The organism is Cytophagales bacterium, assembly GCA_033344775.1.
Taxonomy (GTDB): Bacteria; Bacteroidota; Bacteroidia; order Cytophagales; family Cyclobacteriaceae; genus JAWPMT01.
In genome coordinates, this window is the sequence record JAWPMT010000005.1 from 679,200 (window position 1) to 700,812 (window position 21,613).

The window sequence follows — 21,613 nt, forward strand, 5'->3', positions numbered from 1 at the left end:
TTATTTTCCTTTGATCTCTTTGATCAGGTCTTCGTTTCTTTTCACGTAGCCAAAATCGTTTCCTTCACCACGAGCTTTCGCCTTAGCCATAGAATCTTCAGCGGCAGCGATCGCTTCTTTGTCTTTGCCAAGCATAGATAAGATGCGGGCCTTTGTGTGTACATTCCAGAATTGCGCACTGTTGTTTCCAACTGCCAGGTAAGCATTTACCCACTCCAACGCCTTATTAAGATCTTTACCTGCAGAGACGTAGTAGTTAGCGGCTTGCATGTAGTTCCCTGGATTCACCTGAGTTTTCTCAGCAATCTCTTTCATTACTGCCTCATCGAAATCCACCGTCACAGGCACATTCCACATCACATTCGCCCAGGCAAACTGAATGTCCGCTGAGATATTGTCCTCACTGATGTTCGCAATCTGGAAAGTCAGTCGCTCTACCGTCCATGCCGTTTCAATAGGTTTTACGGTTACTTTAGCCGCTACCATGTCTTCATTGTAGTTAGTCATGTTGCCACCGATCATCTCAGTGATGAACATTACTTCCCACTCGTCTTTTCCAGGACGAGATACAATTTGATAATCTCCGGCCTTTACATCCTGACCACCGATTTTTAAATCTGTGCTGAATGATACAATAGATCCGCTGTTGGCTCCAGTACGCCATACCACACCATATTGCTCCAGGAACTGATCTCCTGATCCAAAGATCTTTCTTCCTTTCACACCAGGTCTGAAATAATCGATTTTGATATCCGTCAATCCAACGGTGCTGCTTACAGAACCAGCAGGACTAGGAATAGGGGTGTTGATCTGCGCTTCGGCGATAAACATGATGCCCGTTAATAAAAGCGCTGATAGTAGTGATTTTCTCATTTCTTTAAAAATATGAATTATGGTTAAGTTCCGTCTTCAGTTACGGAAAATTACATGTTTTGGTTGGACCCAACACAAAGCGCGTTTATTAAGTGGTCAAATGGTGCGTTCGAGACCATTTCTCATCGGACAAAAGGGAATAGGACGAAAAAAATCCCCAAATAACATTTTTATGACGCATTGGTGACATCTCATGACACAGGTTTACCGGGCAATGACAAACCTGGCGCCAAACCCGCGTTAGAGACTACCATAAGGTTAAAAACTCAAAATTCACTCAAAATAAAAAACTCATGAAAAGCTCAATCACATTCTTCTTCGCTCTTATGTTAATGGTAGGAACTGCATTTGCCAATACTGGTGAAAACGGGAAGGCCATCAATAATGGAAAAATCACCGTCATCAAATGGAAGTCTCAGATTCACCGATTGTTCTACGAAGGCACGGACCAAAAAGTAAAAGTCCGGGTGCTGGATGCAGATGGCAATGAAATCTGGAATGACAAAATCAACAACCCTCAGAAAGGTTTTGCATTGCCACTGAACTTCAAAAAACAAGAAGCTGGCACTTACAGTGTAGAGGTCAGAGACAGCAAAGTGACCTACATTCAAGAAATTCAAGTAACCGACGAATAAATTACCAATTAATTAACAAACCATTTAAATCATTATCAATTCAATAACCTAATTAAAGGTTTGTGATAAATAATTTAATCGGTACTTTGCATTAATAACTTCTTCATACTATTACAAAGCCTCCTGACATTAGTCGGGAGTTTTTGTTTGTGGCTTATAGAAACCAAAACCACTAATTCACAATTAATTCCTCAATATTCTTTCTGAAAAAGAATATACCGCTTCTATAATAAGAAGACCGATTATACTTTCATTCACAGCTCGTTGAAGCATAATTTCACCCATTTTTCACCCTCGTTACATCTTTTTACATTCATTGACTGGGGGATGACCCCTGCGCTTTTTGCACTGCGTAATATTGAGGAGAATTCGATGTAAAACTATATTGCAGAAGAAATGAAAACGGTTCAGAAAATATTAACGGTCTATGGCATATTCTTGAGCTTCAGCTTATACGGTGGAGGCTACAATGAAGAGCGTATCGTGAACCTGAGAGGAGTTTGGAAGTTTTCCATCGGTGACAACATGGACTGGGCTGATCCCAATTACGATGATTCCAACTGGGAGCGCATCTACGTCCCTTCTACCTGGGAAGACGAAGGATTTAATGGCTATGACGGATTCGCATGGTATCGGGTCAATTTCGAAATAGACGGAGATATAGACCTGGGCACATTGAACATCGAACTAGGCTACATCGATGATGTGGATGAGGTTTACATCAACGGACATTTAGTCGGATTTAGTGGTGGTTTCCCCCCTGATTTCTACACCGCTTATAATGCCTTTAGAAAGTACCCTATCCCCGCACATGTCATCAATGAAAATGGTATTAACACCATCGCCGTGCGAGTCTTTGATACCGTGCTCGAAGGTGGGATCATCCGTGGCAATGTTGGCATCTACCATGAAAAGTATTCAAGAGTCAACAGCATGCAGCTGAATGGCGTTTGGAAAATCAGAGAAGGTGATCGCGAGGAATGGAAAGAAACAGATGTTGATGATGAACGATGGACGGACATCATGGTCCCTAGCTACTGGAAAAGCCTGAAATATAAGTTTGAACCACGCAGGGGATTTGCCTGGTATCGCAAAGAATTCACTTTAAGCGATGATCTAAAGGATGTAGAGGAACTGGTTCTCGTCCTCGGACGCATAGATGATTTTGACAAAACTTACCTCAATGGACACCTCATTGGATGGACCAATGATGGCGAAAGATTTGGGAGGTCTAATTCCTACCGGGAATATCGCATCTATGGGTTGCTTGAAAAGTACTTGAATCGAAACGGCAAAAACGTAATTGCCATACAAGTAGAAGACATGGGCGGGAATGCCGGCATCTATGAAGGCCCCATCGGCATTTGTCCTGCCGATGAGTACCGAAGGTTCATTAATTGAGATAACTTCCGAAGTGGGATTGGATCACCACTTCGGCTGTCTTTCCCTGGGGTGTAAAAGCCCCATTAGAAGGTCCACCATAATTCTTCCGTAAGTGCCATTTCCACAGGAAGCCGCCGGCAAACCAGGACTCATCCCAAAATACATTATACAGCGCCTGATAGGCATCTGCCTGAGCCTGCATATTGATTGCATCACTTCCTTTATCAATCTCCCAGTGTTTACCGGCTGTACCTGTCAGGCTCTGATACCCATATTCGGTAAATAGGATTGGTCGATCTGCTCTTTTACTGAATTGCTCAAGTTGCTTTTTAACCGGCTGCCATCCTGCCTCCAATTCTGTCACACTGGGTGCAGGGTTTTCTGAAACAGGAAAATAGGCATCGATCCCGATGTAGTCTAACTCGTCCCAAAACTGGATCTTATCATAATTATCCCAATTCGATGCATAAGTGAGTGGCCCCTGGTACACTTGCCTTACATCACGGATGAGCGTTCGCCAAAAAGCTTCGCGTTTCACCCCCGCGATACGGAACTCAGTTCCTACACAAAACATGTCGACTTTCATAGAATCTGCAATCCGGGCATGATTGAGGATATATTGCCGGTATCCCTGCTCCCATATCTGCCAGTCTTCTTCAGTGGTAAGATCATATTCACCTGGCCAGCCCTGCCCCATCACCCATACATGAGGTTTCAATAATACCTTCAAGTCATAATCCTGGGAACATTTGATCAACTCACAAGTGCCGTCTGATCGTTCGCCCCACCACTGTCTTTCGTGATCAAAGGATACATTCGGTTGCCCTTTCCGAGAAAAGCCAAACGGGATCAGCGCTACCCAATTGGCATTGGTTTTCTCTACCCCTCCAAACAAAGAAGGTGATACTTTTTGAGGTGGAGAGACCAGGCTCACTCCATTTACCGGGATTTTCTTTTGAGATGAGGCGATGCTTTTCCCGCTGAATGACAGGTAAGCCACCACCGATAATACCACAACGGAAATGATGATGATCAGTCTGAGACGCATGGTATTGAAAACGAAGTAACGCGAAAACGGTTCAGCTAAGCCTTAAAATCGCTCGATTTTCGCCCCAAGCGCATTGAGTCGTGTATCGATGTGCTGATAGCCACGATCTATTTGCTCAACATTATGGATCACACTGGAGCCTTCTGCCGACATAGCTGCGATCAACAAAGAAACACCTGCTCGGATATCAGGAGAAGTCATTTGAATACCTCTTAATGGAACTACGCGATCAAGTCCAATGATCGTCGCACGGTGTGGATCACAAAGAATGATCTGTGCGCCCATATCAATCAACTTATCTACGAAGAACAGCCGACTCTCAAACATTTTCTGATGTACCAGACACGTTCCTTTTGCCTGCGTAGCCGTCACGAGGATAACACTGAGCAAATCGGGTGTAAAACCTGGCCATATGGCGTCTGCAATGGTAAGGATCGATCCGTCGATGAATGTATCGATCTCATAATGATCCTGCGCAGGGATATACAAATCATCACCCTTCACCTCGATCTGAATACCCAGTCTTCGGAAGGTATCAGGAATCAAACCGAGTTGATCTACACGAGCGTCTTTGATGGTTAACTCCGACTGGGTCATTGCAGCCATACCAATGAAGCTACCAATCTCAATCATATCGGGTAACATGGTGTGTGAAGTACCATTCAACTCCTTCACACCGGTGATCTTCAATAAATTCGAACCAATTCCTTCAATTTGTGCGCCCATGCGCACCAACATGTTGCACAATTGCTGTAAGTAGGGTTCGCAGGCAGCATTGTAGATGGTCGTCAACCCTTCAGCCAGCGTAGCAGCCATTACAATGTTGGCCGTACCTGTCACAGAAGCTTCATCCAGGTGCATATAAGCACCTTTCAGATGTTTTCCATCGACTGTGTAGAAAGATGATTTATTGTCGTAGTTGAACTCCGCACCTAGTTTTTGGAAACCAATGAAGTGCGTATCTACTCTTCTCCGTCCTATTTTATCTCCACCCGGCTTTGGCATTTTTCCAATACCAAATCTCGAAAGCATTGGCCCCAAGAGCATCATGGATCCCCGCAGGGAAGCTGCCTGATCTCTATAAGCGTCTGTATCCAGATAATCCAGATTGACATTGGCTGCTTTGAAGCGATAGGATTCGGGTCCTATTTTGGTGACCTCCACCCCCAGGTCACTCAGGAGCTCAATGAGTTTGATCACGTCCCGAATATTGGGCACTTTATGGATATCTACTTCTTCGGCCGTAAGCAGCACCGCCGAAACAATTTGTAGGGCTTCGTTTTTTGCACCCTGAGGGACAATAGATCCTTTCAATCTATTTCCTCCCTCGACTCGAAAAGACGCCATTCGCTCTGTTAGAGATTAGTTACGCTTTCTTTTGCGTTTGCCACCACCCATTTTATTATTACGCTTCTGGTGATGATGATTGTTACTATGATCTTGGCGACCGTTACCGTGACCTCCGGATTTCTCTTTCTTGGAATCAAACAATTTATGCTCTTCAACGAAAGCCAAATCTATGTCAAGCTTACCACCTGATAATTTTTTGATGTGCTCGAGGATCACACGATCTTCTATAGAATCTTTGTTCCAGGTAAGGCAAAATGATTTCATCAACCGTCCTACCGCAACAATGGCACCCTGCTTCTCTTCTTCATTTTCCATTTCGATCGCCTGACCGATCATGATCTCAACATTTCTTCCATAATGTCTGAAACGGATCTCATTCGATTTGTAAGGCACCCGATTAGGCTTGCGATCCAGAATCTCTGAATTGGGGACAGGAAAAGGTCCCTCCGCATCCAGATTAAATTCAGAGATGATAAAAAGATCATCCCAAACTTTCTGATGATAGTCGTTCGAATCTTTAACATTCGGATTGATCTGCTTCATCAGTTCGACCAGGGTGGCCGCGTATTTATTTCTTTTTTCCTTGTCTTCTACGGTCTTGACGAATTCAACTAGCTTATGGATGTTGCGACCGTATTCTTTGAGGGTAAGTGATTCCCTCCCCGTGTTGTATTCCATGAAAGTGATTTAATGGCATAAAATTAATCGAAACTATGCTAACCTGAATAAAGAACTGGCAGGTGCTTTTCATTTAGTTGTAAGAAATGCGAAAACCCACGAACCAAATGACCCGTGGGATTGAAGTTGTTTTGAGAGCAATCAGGCTATGTAAGAGGCGACATGGCCAAATAACATAGTGTTATTCTCTCCATAATCACAGCAGCCAGGAACGTAATCGCTTGTTCGAAACGAAAGTCCAGGTGGCCACCGCAAGCCGGTCCTGCTCCGAGTTAACTTGATGGGATTCTTCATGGTCACTACTCTTTTGATTTACAACTAAAACGTATAACTCTGATCTTTTTTCTGAAAATTTCGTTGTAAACAAACTGTAAATCGTTTTACAAACGTTATTCCGATGTAATTCAATCTAACTGAACCAAGTGACTCCAACTGACAAACAACTATTTTCACGTTTGAAAGCGGCCATTTCAAAACAGCTCAGGGATAACCACCCGGACGTTCCCGAGGATACTTCAATCTGGAAAAAGCGTGAAATCGAATTGTTCCAAGGGGAACTTTTAACAAATGTTCATGGACGAATCAGTGAAAAGTGGTTCTATACCCATATAAAAGGTGAACATCGAAGCTTACCGAGGATAGACATGCTCGATATGCTATCGCGCTATATCGGTGAAGCCAGTTGGGCCAGCTTTAAAAGGAAACATCAACCCAAAACATCTATAAAAAGGCGAGGGTTAATGGCTGCAATCGTCAGCTTGTTCTTATTTGTCATTGCTGGAATTGCGCTTAGCATGAAGCCTAACACCGTTCAATTTTGCTTTCATGACCTGTATAGTCAGCAATCGATACCCGCCAAAGAATTGACGGTATCCTGGCTACGCTCAGATGAGTCCCCTATTCTGACCCCAGTCAATGAAGAAGGTTGCGTCTGCCTTCAAACACAAGAACCCGTAATCACTTTACAGGTCAATTCACCTTATTATCTGGAAGATACGATCACAAGAAAAGTAGATGAACCGAATTATCACGAGAGCATTGCTTTGAGAACTGACGACTATGCCCGAGCCATTCGCATGTTTTCTCAGCCTGACCAAAAAGAATGGAAACATTGCCGTTCCTATCTACGAGGAGTCTTTAACGAAAATGCCCGCATCTATCATTACAATGCAGACGAATCTTATACGGTAGACATACTGAACCGTGACGAATTCATTGATAAGCTTACTTCTCCTACCAGAGCACTAAAAAACCTGGAGGTAATGGAAATAGACTACCAGGGTAAAAAAATTGCTGTTTTACGTTTTAAGATCAAAGCATCATGAATTGGAGATCGCTTTTCTTCTTAATCACCCTGAGTGCTTGTGCTTCGACAGTCTGGAAAAATGATCCCGAAATACCGAATACCCGATACAAGGACCAACTCATTAATTATAAGTCGCTCAATGAAGAGGTGATCAACATCTTGAAAAATTATATATCAGAGCAGCTTCGGGAATTGATTGACCACTCAAACAACGCTTCAAACGAAACTTACGCTAAATCACTTCGCTATTACTCAAGGGAAAAGGTAAAAACCATCCTGAATGTGGAAGAAGATCAACCAGAGAGTGAAAAAGTGGACCAGATCATCAATCAAGTCAGGAGATCTTCGTTTGAGCAGTTTCTGATCGAAAGTCCGGAAATGGGCAATGATAGTGCGCTTTACAGCAACATTTTATTGGAAGGCAAAAGCTTTCTCAAAGCCAGAATCAAACCAACGTTGAAACCCTTCACACCGGACACAGTACGAGTTTGGGAAGTGGACTTTATGTATTTAGGAAAAGAGGAGTATTGATCAGTTACTCAAACACTCCGAGGAATGTCAATTTAGAGCGATTTCCTTCTCTGCGAGGATCTTTCCATCTTCTACAACCTCAACACGCACCGGAACAGCACCAAACTTTGACATGTCATAAGAAAAGCTATTCTTATCCTTGGGTTCCCAGTAGTAGTATTCAAATTCATCGGTATTGTTCACATAGAAAAACACGCTGATCGCTTCGATTTGCTCGTCTACCAGTTCAATGGTCACATCCTCCCCCGCAGCAGAAATCAGTACACGATCTTTGGAAGCAGGATTCTTTTCTTTGTCCTTTTTACGTTTCTCACGTTGCTTATCCTTCTTTACCTTTTGTTCTGTTAGATAGGTTGCAGTCTTTTCTCCGAGATATACCTCATAATCAAACTTGGTATCACTGAACTTCACCTGGAATTTGTAAACGCCATCTGGCAAATTTGAAAAATTGAAAGGTTTCTCAAACGCGTCTGAAAACACTTTTTCGGTAGCCAGGGTCCTACCACTGTCATCGGTCAATCGAATGGAAACATCCCACTGATAGTCCGCCTTGAATACTACAGAGAAGACCTTGTTCCCGCGATCCTTGATATTGAGATAGGTTTCCTGCCCTGAAGCCGCTACCGGTCCCAAAATAAGTAATAAAAAGAAGTAAATTATCCGCCAGTTTCCCATCACTCACTCTTAGGCAAAAGCAAAATAAATAATATTAAGATGAAGTTAAAACTTCATTTCGCGTTAATCACATTTTCCGGTTGATCTGTTGTCAAATATCATAAAAGAAAAAATCCCAGTCATTGTACGGGGATTCTTACTAATGCTATAATCTGGTTGGACCCAATTTCAAAATTTTCTTATTCAGTCCTTATCTCTGAGGGGCTGAATCCTCGGATACATTACAAAAGAAATGCGATAAACGTTCAGATCGAAATGAAACGACCTGAACGAGTGTTATTTCAAAAGAGCCGGCAATTCTCCAATTGAATCGGGAATTAATCTCCGTCGATCATTCGGCCGATACCTCCGAGAATTGATCCTTCACCTTTATCAGATCCTCCAGTCGATGGTGCATGCTGCAAAATTCGATCTGCCAGTCTGGAGAATGGTAAACTTTGTAAATAAACTGTTCCAGTCCCTCGCAAAGTCGCCAGGAACAAACCCTCTCCACCAAAAAACATCGATTTTAAATTCCCTGCACGCTGAATATCATAATCGATACCCGAAGAAAAGGCGACAATACATCCTGTGTCGATCCGAAGTTCCTCATTGTTCAATTCCTTCTTCACAACCGTGCCACCGGCATGGATAAACGCCTTGCCATCACCACTTAATCGCTGAAGGATAAAACCTTCTCCACCGAAGAATCCTGCACCTAGTTTCCTGGAAAATGCGATATCCACTTTGGTCCCCAGGGCTGCACAAAGAAAAGCATCTTTTTGGCACATGATTTCTCCGCCAATCTTAGGCAGGTCCACCGGAATGATCTTTCCAGGATACGGTGCAGCGAAAGCAGCTTTGGCTCTGGAATGACCTTCATTGGTGAAATGGGTCATAAAAATAGATTCACCGGTTAGGGCTCTTTTGCCAACATCCAGCACCTTTCCAAAAAACCCTTTGTTAGGCTCTGAACCATCACCCATTTTAGCTTCAAAGGCAATGCCCTGTTCCATCCAGTTCATAGCTCCGGCTTCTGCAATGACCGTCTCTTGTGGATCCAATTCCACCTCCACCATTTGCATGTCATCCCCGTGTATTTCGTAATCTATTTCGTGTGATCTCATATCTGTATAAACATTATTAATCCCTGAAAATAATACGACTTATCTAATTTCATCACAGATGTCCATGAATTCAGAGCGAATTAGGTTTACCCGTACCATTCAAAAACTTACCATCCCTTACGTTGCAACAAACCAGAAATGTGGGCAAGGTGATGTCGGCAATGCCAGTCATACAAACCAATATTAAGCCATAGGGGTATCTCTTTTTTGGTCTCAGGATGAATAAAAGAACGATGTAGCTCTTCCTCTCCGAGGTGTTGAAGCAAGATCACCCACTTTTCATGCAGCGCTTTAACCAATGCCAATCCCGGAAGAATATCTCCTTTCGAATCAGGCAACTCCGCCCATCGGTCCTCGTAATAGGCCTTGATCACCGGCTGATCTTCGGTTAAGGTCCATTTGAAACGAACGTAGCTATTCATGTGACTATCACCTACATGATGCACCAACTGTCGAATGGTCCATCCTCCCGGTCGGTAAGGAGTATCCAATTGTTGTTCATCCAGATTCTCAACCAGTGAAGTGAGATCCGATGGAAATCTGGCAATGGTCTCGATCCAGTTTGAAATCGGTGCCTCTTCATAGTTGGCGGGCGACTCAAATGAACCGATCGGATATTGAAGCTGCTTAAGATCTTTTCCCATAAAAAAATTGATTGATCCAAAAGTACCAAAACCTGTCACGGCGTATCCAATTTTAAAGAACGTTCTTAGAGCAAAGGGTAATGCTTAGTTTTGTCACAGATTGAAAAGGATCCAAATTTAAAGATCAACCCTACCTATCATGAAAATCCTAAAGTGGTTCGCAATTGTTCTCGTAAGTATTGTGGTCATCATTTTTGCAGCCATCAATATTTCAAGTAAATCTTTACCGGAAGGCACCAAGGGACCAGCTGCGGAAGTACTGACCGACAAGATGCTGAATGCCATCAATGCAGATGCCTACGAGCAACTCAACTACCTGGAATGGACTTTCCGGGACGGCCACCATTTCTCCTGGAATAAGAAGGACAATGAGGTGATCGTAAAATGGGAGGACTTTGAGGTACAGCTTAATCCAGATGAACTAACTGGCGAAGCCAAGAAAAATGGCGTCGCTTTGGTTGGTGATACCAAACAAGAAGCCATCCAGACGGCCTGGGCTTACTTTGCGAACGACTCGTTTTGGCTGGTGGCTCCGTACAAAGTACGTGATCCGGGCACGGAAAGAAGTGTCATTGAAACGGAAGAAGGTCCTGCGCTGCTGATCACTTACACCTCAGGAGGAGTAACTCCTGGCGATAGTTACCTATGGTACCTGGACGAATCAGGAAAGCCTGTCGCCTGGGAAATGTGGACAAGCATTATACCTGTGCAAGGCCTTAGAACTACCTGGGAAGATTGGAAGGAATACAAAGGCGCATGGTTTGCACCGAATCATCAAGGCCCCGGACCACTCGCCATTCCATTGACCATTCATAAGATAGAGTAATTCCTCAGCGTCTTCAAAGAATGACAGTTAGCCAATCAGAGTCACTTGAAAAGGACTCTGATATTGAGCCTAACTCGTCGGAAGATTGGCCTGTCGAAACCTGTCAGGTTGAGCCTGTCGAAACCTACACCACCCGAATCGACAACTGATGCGGTGGCTCATTCGCGGCGATTAGTTGTTCGTATTGTTCAGCTCTGATCTCCGCTACCACACGACAAGAGGCCTCATAGACCCGTTCAATGAATTTCAATTCAAAAAGCCCCAGCAGGCGCTCGGCTGCAGTGGTTTCATCGTAAGCGTAGTTCAGTTCAAATCGAACAACCGGATAAATCTCATGTTTGGTCACTTTCTGCAGGGCATCCTCCGCGGCTGTTTTGTAAGCCTGGATCAATCCTCCCACACCAAGTTTGGTTCCTCCGAAATACCGGATCACCACAACCAACACATTGGTCAGGCCAAAAGAACGAATCTGACCGAGGATAGGATCGCCTGCAGAATGGCCTGGCTCTCCATCGTCATTGGCACGCGTTTGCTGTTGCTCCATGCCCAGGACATATGCATAACAATGATGTCTGGCATCATAATACTCCTTACGAAGCGCTTCCAGTGCCATCTTCACATCTTCCTCCGAATCCACAGGAAAAGCAAAGCTGTGGAACTTACTACCCCGATCCTTGAAGAATCCATCCGAATTTTGGGTTATGGTCCAGTAGCTAGTCACTCTTCTCTTAGCAAAGCCCTTGCCTCACGTTTTACATCTTTGGTTTCTGCATATTCCAGTGATTTTTTGAGATATGCACTAGAAGTCCCTGGTTTATCCTTCCTGGTGATCCTACCCATGCCCAGATAACCCAGGCTTTTATAAAATTCACCGTGATTGGGGATTTGACGACCAATATCAATGCCTCGCGCATAATACTGTACTGCTTCCTCCGGTCGGTTGAGTACTTTTTCTATATAAAGCCCCCGAAAGATAAATCCCGCCATCTTGGAATAGGCGTTTTCATCCTGCTGAAGTTGAATGATCAGGTCTAAAGGAGCTTCAGCGAAATACACATCGGATCTTAGTGATTCCAGGTACTTGGTAATGAGGTAAGAATTATTGGGATATTGTTCAACGAGGTAAGACAAATATTCCTGGGCCTTTTCCGGCGTATCTTCATACCTTAAGTAGATGTAAGAAATATAAATATTGGCTTCTATCCTCGAAATAATCGTATTCCGAGTGGCTTCATCCAATTGCTCCAGGCCCAGTTTTTTGTCACCGTTTTTAAACAGCCAAACAAAAGGCTTATAAACCGGATTGATTTCCGGATACTTCACCCGGAAGTAATTATAAAGCCCCGATGTGAACAAAAACTCATTGATCGAGTCCGTTTTTTCAAATCCTCGTTTGACCAGCCCATACGCTTTATTCGCCTCACCGACTGCCCGCATATATTGGCCCACATCGGCGAAATACTCTGCCATGAGCCCTCTTGCCGCGAGGGCAAAAAACAACGCTTCATCGTTTTTCTTGATCCCTCCGGGAAGTTCTTCCGAAAGCTTAACCGCTTCATCCATCTTCGCGATGAACGTTTCAAACACAGAATCTAGAACAGGAATATGAAGCCAAAGAATTTGTAGGCCTTCCATCAATGGTACTACCGGGTGATTAGGAAGTACCTCTCGGGCCTTTTCAATGTAGACGTTAGCAGAATCTACTTCAAGGTTATAGATAAAGTCCCCACCTCTTCGCACCAACTCCATGCGATCCGGATGTCCGAAGAACTCAAACTGAGCATGCACCCCAAAGGACGCCAGGTAGAAACAAATGATCAGAAACCTTCTCAAAAGAATTTTAATTTCTCAAATTAGAACAACGATCTCATGCGTATTCTGGTATTCATTCATATTACACTTGCAAAAAGCTCGCCAATTGGAATTCAAAATCATCACTTCCGACATCATCACGCCTGATGACTTTGATCTGCTCAAAGCAGTAGCGTTACTTTTTTACCAACCTGAATACCTGAATGCCCAAAATTATGAGAATCCTGTAGCATTTACGGTCTTCGAGCAATCGAAGTTGAGTGCAGCCATCACCTTGAACTGTAATGACGGAATTGCGACAAGTTTGAACAGAAGTCCTTTCGGGTCAATTTGGATGAATAACAAGCTTTCAAAGGAGACCTTACATCAATTCCTGGATTTCATCAAAACGGAGTTAGCAAAAATGGGAATCCAAAAAATACAGATCATATGCCCTTCTCCGATCTATGCGCATGCTCCAACAGCTGAATTTTGGATAAAAGAAGGCTTCAGGGCATTTACCCATGAAACGAACCAACACCTCATTGTAAAAGGTGCCTTTGACGCAGGATTGCATCAAATGGAACGTAGAAAACTTAAAAAACTTCGCTCAGGAAAAATCTATTTTGCACGAGAACTGATTTCGAACGACCTCCTGTCAGAGTGCCATGATTTTATCGATGAGTGCAGGCAAGAACAAGGTTTGAAAATAAACATCAGCATCGATAAGCTTAAGGAATTATGCTTCAGCATGGATGGGCGATATGAAGTGTTTACTGCCCGTGCCGCAGAGACCTTGGTAGCGGCGGTAATCGCCTGTCGGGTAGATCAAAATCACTTGTATTACTACCTCCCGGCTACAGATAATCGCTATCGAAGAGACAGCCCGATGGTTGGACTCTTGGAATTGATCTACGAAACTTGTCGTGATGAAAACATCCAGTATCTTGACCTGGGGATTTCCTCCATCGATGGACAATTACAACAAGGACTCTATGATTTCAAGCAGCGATTAGGGGCAGTTCAAACCACAAAATCCACCTTTTATTTGGAGTGGTAAGCAGTTATTACCTCCGCATAAATTTCCCGAAGCTTCTTCAATGATTGATCTCGACTGTATCGATCCATGAAATCCCCTCTGATCATCTGAGCATCATACGCTTTCAAGTCAGCAATAGCCTGCATGATCTTTTGAGATAGGTCTTTAGGATCAAATGGATTGGCCAACAATCCATTCACATCAGAAACCATTTCCTCGGGTCCACCACAACGGGTAGCCACTACCGGTTTTCCACAGGCCAGCGCTTCTAAAAGCGCCACCGGAAAGTTTTCATAGCTACTGCTTAACACAAAAAGGTCCGCTCTATGAAGCTGTTGCCTGATGCCTTCACGGTTCAAGTTTCCTTTAAAAATGACCTTCCCTTGAAGTCCAAGTGTTTTGGTCAATTGTATCAAATCTGACTTGAGAGGCCCTTCCCCAGCTATCACCAATTCAAAATCAATCTCATTCGGCAACAAAAACATGGCATGAAGCAAATCAACCTGTCTCTTTTCAGGGGCCAGTCGACCAATATGCAGTAATTGGATTCTATCAACTGACTGCTGTCTCTCGCCTACCTGGAAATGATCATCATCAATGAAATTATTGAAAACGGAGGAGGCAATTCCGTACCGATTCAATTCTCGTTGCAAATGTGCTGAGACGGCCAGGTTTCGGTGCGAGTGCATCAGCGGCCCCAAAAGCTTATCATCCAGTTTCGTCCCCTTCTTAAAATCAGCAAATGGAAAGGGTCCCATGTGCTCTGTAATCATAAAAGGGATCTTGTGTTGTTCTGACAGCTTCCAGGCAATGAACCCTGCAGGATAACCGACATGCGCGTGGATCAGGTCAGGCTTTCCATATCTGGCAACGAAAATGGAGAACGCCTGATCACATGCATGAATGATTCGATGGATATTGCCCTGAAAAAACCTCCTGGTCCAGGTGAATCGAGGCAGAAACCATTCAATAAAATTGCTCTCATATTCCCATTCGGATGACTTGATTTTTCTGGCTCCCAATAACTTCTCCGGTATTCTGAATAGTTGGCTTTTCTCTAGTAAAAGGCGCTGATCATTCTGACCCCAGCTTACTAAACCTACCTTATCCTCCGAAAATTGTTCCGCGTACATTTCAGCCTGTTCCCTGAAAAAGATCCCAGCATTAGGGTGGCTCGGTGAAGGAAACCAGGAAGGAATGATGAAGACGCGCATCCTGTTAAAGGTAACCGTACTTTTTTAACTGGGCCGACATGATGCCCTGACAGTACTCAGCCTCCGATTCGGATAAAACGGATTTCCATTTCCCAATTGAATCCATAAAAGGAGTAGATCTCACCGCATCATGATGTGAAGGTTCAAAAAATTCTGCACTCGGCACATGTTCGGTATAGTTTCTCCAATCCCTGGGCATCTCCTCGATCTCGAGAAATTGACAAATCAAGGTCAGTTGTTGATCAGGATCTTTCATGAAAGCCTCATAGCTTACTTCTAATATCTGAGTTCGTTGCTTGTACCAATTCATTGCCTTGGCGTGTATTAACCATCTTGCTGTACTCTCTTCCACTTGAGCCAGTTCACCAAAGGCGGCTTCTCCCCCATTTTTATAAGAAGCTACCACATCACGGCCATCCCGTATCAGGAAAATATATTTTGCCTTCGGATACAGATGGTAAAGTTCTTTGTAATAGAACACATTCAAGGGAGTACTATCGCCCCACCGGGGTTTGTCCACCACATGCCGGAAAAGTTGATCAACCATCTGTACCAATGATCTATTACGCTTAGGTAAATCGATGATCTCTCGAATGACTGCTTGTAGATCTAGCTCCCAGGTATGCTTGCGTTGGTCCCACAATTCTCCTACAATCACCTGCATCAGGTCGCGCCAGATCATGTAATTGTAGAAATGATATTTAAAAATGGCTGGTCCTAAGAAATATTGCTCCGTTGGCAAGCCCAACTTTGGATGTTCATTCAAAATTCGATTGAGCAAGGTACTCCCGCTCCTACCGGCATTTAAAATGAAAAAAGGTAATTGTTCCGTTCTTGAATGAACAGGATAACGTCGAGGAAGCCTCTTTACGAAAGATAAAAGTAGTCGGGCAAGTTTCAGCCTGTTCACGCAAGCAAGTTAATCCAAACAGAATAGTTAGTTCGAGCGCAGCACGTCCACCACTCGTTCTTCAAAATCATCTAGCACATCTCCCAGGTCAATGAAATCCTCACATTCCAAACAAATATCGAATGCGATTATAGCAGAAGTACTATCCGTGATAAAGGCAGTCCTCACGGGCACTAGAACACGTATGGTATCACCACAAATGCCCGTACGATATTCCAATAATGTCTCGTCCGAACCAAGCTCAAAACCGCGATCATCCGTATAAAAATTATTTTCTATCCTACGAATGAGCTCTTCTTGCGTAATAGGAAGATCATAACCAGTTCCGGCATAACAATTGATCGGAACTTCTTCTTGTGAAGTAGCTACAAATGACACACTCGTCAGCAAAAGTGGAAGCACTGGCGACATCCGGATGGCGGTTGGAGCATTCACGATATCTTGAAGCTTAAAATAAGCCAATGGAAGCATCACCAAAGAGGAAAGATCACCGTAATCAACCACTCTGGAGTAGTTGAAAATCGTATGCTGATTGAACCAGTGAATAAAAGGTGTACTGAACTCTGATTTCCAATAGAAGAAGAAGAGCCCCACCGCAAATAGTACTCCCTTAGCATGCTTTGGAAATAATCCTGCGAAGAAAAGCCCAAAACAAAATACCCCGGCAAAGTCTGAAATTTTCCCTGTCAGGAAATTATGGAACTGATACTTGAACAGATGATCATTCAAAACCAATAGGGTCAGCGACAACAAAAAATACGGACTTGTCAGTGTGCTGTAAAAGGTGCTTTTAGTTTGTTTCGTCATGTTGATGGTATTGTCTAAATAGATGAACGACAGCTCAATTGCAAAATTCTATCAATCGGCTCGACCGCTCAAATATTTCAGCAACTAATGTAAGCCATCTGGAAATTAACTTGGGTCATTCATCTATAAAATCAATCATGCGAATTCTATCGAAAGTTTTGCTCTTTTCTCTGGTTGTCCTGATGGCTTTTGACGCTACGGCCCAACGACGAAGACGTAGTAATACTGCACCTGCAGCACAGCCCATCCCTGCAGAGACCTTCAAAGACATCAAGTTCAGAAACATTGGCCCCGCCTTCATGTCCGGGCGGATCACTGACCTGGCCATTCATCCTGAAAATGAAAGTATTTGGTATGTAGCTGTAGCTTCTGGTGGCGTCTGGAAAACAGTAAATGCCGGAACTACCTGGAAACCTATTTTCGACGATCAGGGCTCTTTCGCAACCGGATGCATCGCCCTTGACCCAAAGAATCCGCATGTGGTTTGGGTAGGCACCGGAGAAAACGTTGGTGGCCGTCACATTGCCTATGGTGATGGTATCTACAAAAGCGAAGACGGTGGCAATACCTGGACCAACATGGGACTTAAGAAATCGGAGCACCTTTCAAAGATCATCGTTCACCCGGAAAATTCAGATGTCATATATGTCGCTTCCCAGGGACCGCTGTGGAGCCCAGGTGGCGAAAGAGGCTTCTACAAATCCACAGATGGTGGTAAAACCTGGAAGAAGACCCTGGGAGATGAAGAATGGACAGGTGTAGCTGACATGGTCGTTGATCCCCGAAATGCGAATAGAATTTACGCAGCTACCTGGCAACATCATAGAAATGTAGCCGCCTATATGGGTGGTGGGCCAAAAACAGCCTTATACCGCAGTGAAGATGGTGGAGAAACCTGGAAAAAGCTCAGCAACGGACTTCCAAAAGGAACGATGGGTAAAATTGGCCTTGCCATTTCCTTTCAACAGCCTGATGTGGTTTATGCAGCCATTGAGTTGAACCGACGAAAAGGTGCCGTTTATCGCTCTGCAGATCGAGGCGAAACCTGGGTCAAAGGTGCCGATGCTGTCGGCGGTGGAACCGGACCACATTACTACCAGGAATTATTCGCCTCACCGCACCATTTCGATCGACTCTATATGATGAGTAATACGTCCGAAATTTCATTGGATGGTGGTAAGACTTTCAAGCCTTTCAATCGAGAACACAGACATGGTGATGACCATGCACTCGCCTTTAAGATGAGTGATCCCGATTATATCATGATCGGTTCAGATGGGGGCGTTTATGAAAGTTTTGATGATGCCAAAAACTGGCGTTACATGGAAAACCTGCCCATCACACAGTTCTACAAATTAGCAGTAGATGATGCTGCTCCTTTTTACAACGTCTATGGCGGAACCCAGGACAACAGCACCGAAGGTGGTCCTTCCAGAACGGACAATGTACACGGCATCCAAAATTCCGACTGGAAAGTAGTCCTTAATTGGGATGGACACCAACCAGCAACCGAGCCTGGCAATCCTGACATATTATACGCAGAACGTCAGGAAGGAAACTTATCTCGTATCGACATGACCACCGGTGAAGTGGTAGACATTCAGCCCCAACCTGGTCCGGATGAGCCTTATGAAAGATTTAATTGGGATGCTCCCATTCTGGTAAGTCCACACCAATCGTCTCGAATCTACTTTGCTTCTCAGCGGGTATGGAGATCTGACAATCGTGGTGATGAATGGACGGCCATATCCGGTGATCTTACCAAGAACCAGAACCGGTTGGAGCTACCCATCATGGGCAGTACACAAAGCTGGGACTCCCCATGGGATGTATTGGCCATGTCCAATTACAACACCATCACTTCCGTTTCAGAATCGCCACAGCAAGAAGGCTTGATCTACATCGGAACAGATGACGGCTTGATCCAGGTGACCGAAAATGGTGGAGATAACTGGAGTAAGATCAATGTAAGTGCACTACCTGGTGTACCGGCAACTGCTTTTGTCAATGACATCAAGGCTGACCTTCACGATGCAAATACGGTCTACGTATTGCTGGACAACCATAAGTACGGCGACTTCCAACCTTACCTGGCAAAAAGTACCGATCGTGGTGCTACCTGGACTTCTATTCGAGGCAATATTCCGGACAGAACGTTGGTCTGGAGAATTGTACAAGATCATGAAAAGCCAGAATTAATGTTCCTGGGAACTGAATTCGGGATCTATTTCACCGTAGATGCGGCCAAAACCTGGACCAAGCTCGAAGGAGGAGTTCCTGTGATCTCGTTCAGAGACCTGGCCATCCAAAAAAGAGAAAATGACCTGGTAGGCGCTTCATTTGGCCGGGGCTTTTTCATCTTCGACGATTACAGCTTTTTACGAGAAGTTTCGACAGCCAAACTAGATCAAGAAGCAGCACTTTTCAGTGCCAGAAAAGCCTGGTGGTACATTCCTCGTTCACATTTGAGTTTTGATGACCAAAAAGGATCTCAGGGAGCGCAACACTTCGTAGCACCTAACCCGGATTTTGGCGCCACCTTCACCTACTACTTAAAAGACGGTTACACCACCTTGGCGGAAAAAAGACAAGCAGCTGAGAAAGGGAAAACAGCCTCCTTTCCAGGATGGGATGCGGTAGAGAATGAAAAAAGAGAAGCTGTCCCAAAAGTTTGGATCGCTATTGCGGATGAAAGTGGCAAAGTGATCAGAAGAGTAGAAGGAAAGGCCAAAAAGGGAATGCACCGCGCAACCTGGGATTTAAGATACCCTACCCCAAGCGCATTGAGAACATCAGGAGGTGGCAGTTTCCAACCTCAAGGAATGATGGCCGCTCCCGGAACTTATACCGCACAGTTGTACAAACAAATCGGTGGAGCAATAACAGCGTTATCAGAACCAGTCCGATTTGAAGTGGAACGCATGAGACCAGGAGCACTCACAGGTTCATCACCAGCAGTTACAGCTACATTCTGGAGAGCCTATGACGAAACGGTCAGAAATGTTTCTGCAACAGATCTGAAATTGGCGAACATGATGAAGCGTGTTGATGCCATGCAAAAAGCACTGAGTCAAGCATCCACATCTCCCGGAACGCTAGACGAAGAGCTACATGACTTGAAGCTGCAAATTTTGGCAATAGATGCAGATATGTACGGAATGGCAACCAAAAGAGAGATTGGAGAAAAAACCAAACCCACGATTGGAGATCGGCTATTTGCGGTAGATCGCGGGATCAGTCGTTCTACCTACGGCCCTACTCCAACCCATAAACGATCATTAGATCTGGTCAACAGCGCATTGAACAGCATCAACGAAAGCATGCAAGCTGCTATGCAAAAAATGAAAGAATTAGATGAGAAGCTAAAAGCCGCCGGAGCTCCTTACGTGGAGGGTGGTGAATAGAATATCAGATTTTGAGGACCTCAATCTGCCAGAACTAATGGTATGTTGAGGTTCTCCAAGGTAGGTTGAGGTACTCAAAACCTACCTAAAACAACTTCCTAACCTCCTCCATCAAAGTCTGCAATCTTTCACTCACCTTGTGAGTAACAACAGCTGATTCGAGCTTTCCGGTGAGCAAATCCGAATTGAATGCTTCAATCTCATAATTGAAACCAAACCCGGTTCGGCCATCATTGAAATGGTCCACTTGGTCGCTTTCGATGAACAAAGAACATTCACGGGCTTGCCAACCATTAGGAATCGTGATGTAGCCTTTATCTCCAATCACATAAGTAAGGTTAGGCAACCGGCATTCTAACGAAGCATGGAGTGTGGCCAAAGCGTCAGAATATTCAAAAGACATCATCAAATCACTATCTACACCCGACTCGGCTTTTCGGGATCGAACCTTGATGTCCGTGGGCATTTTTTCGAGGAAATAATTCGCCAGAGCAATGGGGTAAATACCAATATCTAACAGCGCTCCTCCAGCTAATGCCGGATTGAACAAGCGGTTTTCCGGATCAAAAGGGGCATAAAATCCAAAATCTGATTTCACATGCTTGACCGCACCAATTCGTCCTTCATTCACCCACTGTTTGGCTTTGAGAATCGCAGGAAGAAAATACGTCCACATGCCCTCCATTAACAATACTTCCTTCTCTATAGCAATGGAGCGTAAGGATTGAAAATCTGCCAATGAGGTCGTAACTGGTTTTTCACAAAGCACCGCTTTCCCTTGATTCAAGGTCAATTTTGATTGCTCGAAATGGAAGTTATGAGGCGTAGCTACATAGATCGCATCCACTGCCGGGTGAGCGACTAATTCTTCATAGGAATCCAGGACTATCGGAATTTGAAACTTGTCCGCAAAAACCTGGGATCGCTCATTAGATCGTGAGGCCACCGCTTGAACGACACCATTTGAAACGAACTGAAAATCATTGACGAAATCCGCCGCGATGTTTCCGGGACCAAGAATGCCCCATCTTACTTTATTCATGGATCAGATAATTTCCAGTACCTTCTCCGGAGGCCGGCCGACAACAGCCTTGTCTCCACTGATTACAATAGGTCGTTCTATTAGAATAGGATTTTCAACCATCGCGTTGATCCATTCATCATCAGAAAGGGACTTTCCTTTGTATTGCTCCTTATAAATGGCTTCTCCTTTTCGCAGTAATGCTTCTGGTTTCATAGACAGCTTCGACAGCACATCTTTCAGTTCATCAAAAGTTGGCGGCGCTTTCAAGTACAATTTCGTATCAAAAGACAACTCTTTTTCGTCTAAGATTTTCAGCGCAGAACGACTCTTACCACATCTTGGGTTATGATAAATCTGTATCATTACAAT

General features: G+C 44.2%; 21 protein-coding genes. 7 read left to right on the top strand and 14 right to left on the bottom strand.

The genetic code is table 11. The features are described from left to right. A complete protein-coding gene (locus R8G66_20465) occupies positions 1-873 on the bottom strand; it encodes a DUF2911 domain-containing protein (protein MDW3194765.1) in 873 nt (290 codons plus the stop codon). Between the two features lie 293 nt (positions 874-1,166). On the opposite strand from R8G66_20465, the gene R8G66_20470 reads away from it, so the two are divergent. Continuing rightward, positions 1,167-1,508: a hypothetical protein gene (locus tag R8G66_20470; protein ID MDW3194766.1), complete on the top strand. Its 342-nt coding sequence runs from the start codon at positions 1,167-1,169 to the stop codon at positions 1,506-1,508. A gap of 396 nt (positions 1,509-1,904) precedes the next feature. Continuing rightward, on the top strand, positions 1,905-2,909 hold the full coding sequence (locus tag R8G66_20475; protein ID MDW3194767.1) for a beta galactosidase jelly roll domain-containing protein: 1,005 nt from the start codon (positions 1,905-1,907) through the stop codon (positions 2,907-2,909). Here R8G66_20475 and R8G66_20480 read toward each other — a convergent pair. From R8G66_20480 to R8G66_20490, 3 genes are read right to left on the bottom strand one after another with little or no spacing between them, the layout of a single operon-like run. Beyond that, positions 2,902-3,939 (bottom strand): hypothetical protein, encoded by a 1,038-nt coding sequence (locus R8G66_20480; protein MDW3194768.1) that lies wholly within the window; start codon positions 3,937-3,939, stop codon positions 2,902-2,904. The two genes, R8G66_20475 and R8G66_20480, sit on opposite strands and share 8 nt — an antisense overlap. 42 nt (positions 3,940-3,981) lie before the next feature. Then, positions 3,982-5,286 (bottom strand): UDP-N-acetylglucosamine 1-carboxyvinyltransferase, encoded by a 1,305-nt coding sequence (gene murA, locus R8G66_20485; protein ID MDW3194769.1) that lies wholly within the window; start codon positions 5,284-5,286, stop codon positions 3,982-3,984. A 15-nt stretch (positions 5,287-5,301) separates the two neighbouring features. Further along, positions 5,302-5,967, bottom strand: a complete 666-nt coding sequence (locus tag R8G66_20490) for a DUF4290 domain-containing protein (protein ID MDW3194770.1) — start codon at positions 5,965-5,967, stop codon at positions 5,302-5,304. Between the two features lie 422 nt (positions 5,968-6,389). Between R8G66_20490 and R8G66_20495 the strand changes: the two genes are divergently transcribed. Together R8G66_20495 and R8G66_20500 are read left to right on the top strand one after the other, a co-directional pair. After that, positions 6,390-7,292 carry a hypothetical protein gene (locus R8G66_20495; protein ID MDW3194771.1) on the top strand — a complete coding sequence of 301 codons (903 nt, stop codon included), beginning with the start codon at positions 6,390-6,392 and terminating at the stop codon, positions 7,290-7,292. Beyond that, positions 7,289-7,804 (top strand): hypothetical protein, encoded by a 516-nt coding sequence (locus tag R8G66_20500; GenBank protein ID MDW3194772.1) that lies wholly within the window; start codon positions 7,289-7,291, stop codon positions 7,802-7,804. Before R8G66_20495 ends, R8G66_20500 begins: the two co-directional genes overlap by 4 nt. Before the next feature lie 27 nt (positions 7,805-7,831). Here R8G66_20500 and R8G66_20505 read toward each other — a convergent pair whose 3' ends face one another. The 3 genes from R8G66_20505 to R8G66_20515 all read right to left on the bottom strand — a co-directional run bounded on the left by R8G66_20505 (position 7,832) and on the right by R8G66_20515 (position 10,229). Beyond that, positions 7,832-8,479 carry a hypothetical protein gene (locus tag R8G66_20505; GenBank protein MDW3194773.1) on the bottom strand — a complete coding sequence of 216 codons (648 nt, stop codon included), beginning with the start codon at positions 8,477-8,479 and terminating at the stop codon, positions 7,832-7,834. Positions 8,480-8,796: 317 nt separating this feature from the next. Then, entirely contained in the window at positions 8,797-9,585 is a 789-nt protein-coding gene (locus tag R8G66_20510; protein MDW3194774.1) for a TIGR00266 family protein, read from the bottom strand. 107 nt (positions 9,586-9,692) lie between these two features. Continuing rightward, positions 9,693-10,229: a putative metal-dependent hydrolase gene (locus tag R8G66_20515; GenBank protein MDW3194775.1), complete on the bottom strand. Its 537-nt coding sequence runs from the start codon at positions 10,227-10,229 to the stop codon at positions 9,693-9,695. A 139-nt stretch (positions 10,230-10,368) separates the two neighbouring features. Here R8G66_20515 and R8G66_20520 point away from each other — a divergent pair, with 139 nt between their 5' ends. Beyond that, complete coding sequence (locus tag R8G66_20520; protein ID MDW3194776.1) at positions 10,369-11,055, top strand: hypothetical protein; 687 nt, start codon at positions 10,369-10,371, stop codon at positions 11,053-11,055. A gap of 124 nt (positions 11,056-11,179) precedes the next feature. Here the strand turns inward: R8G66_20520 and R8G66_20525 are convergent, their stop codons facing one another. Both R8G66_20525 and R8G66_20530 read right to left on the bottom strand, forming a co-directional pair. Further along, on the bottom strand, positions 11,180-11,776 hold the full coding sequence (locus R8G66_20525) for a YigZ family protein (GenBank protein ID MDW3194777.1): 597 nt from the start codon (positions 11,774-11,776) through the stop codon (positions 11,180-11,182). Continuing rightward, positions 11,773-12,888, bottom strand: coding sequence for a hypothetical protein (locus R8G66_20530; GenBank protein ID MDW3194778.1), 1,116 nt, complete (start codon positions 12,886-12,888; stop codon positions 11,773-11,775). Before R8G66_20530 ends, R8G66_20525 begins: the two co-directional genes overlap by 4 nt. 85 nt (positions 12,889-12,973) lie before the next feature. On the opposite strand from R8G66_20530, the gene R8G66_20535 reads away from it, so the two are divergent. Beyond that, on the top strand, positions 12,974-13,906 hold the full coding sequence (locus R8G66_20535; protein MDW3194779.1) for a GNAT family N-acetyltransferase: 933 nt from the start codon (positions 12,974-12,976) through the stop codon (positions 13,904-13,906). On the opposite strand, the gene R8G66_20540 is transcribed toward R8G66_20535, so the two are convergent. The 3 genes from R8G66_20540 to R8G66_20550 are packed head-to-tail and all read right to left on the bottom strand — an operon-like array spanning position 13,891 to position 16,816. Further along, a complete protein-coding gene (locus R8G66_20540) occupies positions 13,891-15,099 on the bottom strand; it encodes a glycosyltransferase (protein ID MDW3194780.1) in 1,209 nt (402 codons plus the stop codon). The genes R8G66_20535 and R8G66_20540 overlap by 16 nt on opposite strands. 4 nt (positions 15,100-15,103) lie before the next feature. Then, a complete protein-coding gene (locus R8G66_20545; protein MDW3194781.1) occupies positions 15,104-16,009 on the bottom strand; it encodes a sulfotransferase in 906 nt (301 codons plus the stop codon). A gap of 27 nt (positions 16,010-16,036) precedes the next feature. Then, positions 16,037-16,816 (bottom strand): hypothetical protein, encoded by a 780-nt coding sequence (locus R8G66_20550; GenBank protein ID MDW3194782.1) that lies wholly within the window; start codon positions 16,814-16,816, stop codon positions 16,037-16,039. 137 nt (positions 16,817-16,953) lie between these two features. On the opposite strand from R8G66_20550, the gene R8G66_20555 reads away from it, so the two are divergent. After that, positions 16,954-20,220 carry a glycosyl hydrolase gene (locus tag R8G66_20555; GenBank protein MDW3194783.1) on the top strand — a complete coding sequence of 1,089 codons (3,267 nt, stop codon included), beginning with the start codon at positions 16,954-16,956 and terminating at the stop codon, positions 20,218-20,220. A gap of 85 nt (positions 20,221-20,305) precedes the next feature. On the opposite strand, the gene R8G66_20560 is transcribed toward R8G66_20555, so the two are convergent. Together R8G66_20560 and arsC are read right to left on the bottom strand one after the other, a co-directional pair. Beyond that, a complete protein-coding gene (locus R8G66_20560) occupies positions 20,306-21,262 on the bottom strand; it encodes a Gfo/Idh/MocA family oxidoreductase (GenBank protein ID MDW3194784.1) in 957 nt (318 codons plus the stop codon). A 3-nt stretch (positions 21,263-21,265) separates the two neighbouring features. Then, the gene (gene arsC, locus R8G66_20565) at positions 21,266-21,607 is read right to left on the bottom strand and encodes an arsenate reductase (glutaredoxin) (protein ID MDW3194785.1); all 342 of its coding nucleotides are present in this window, start codon (positions 21,605-21,607) and stop codon (positions 21,266-21,268) included. Positions 21,608-21,613 lie beyond the last annotated feature (6 nt).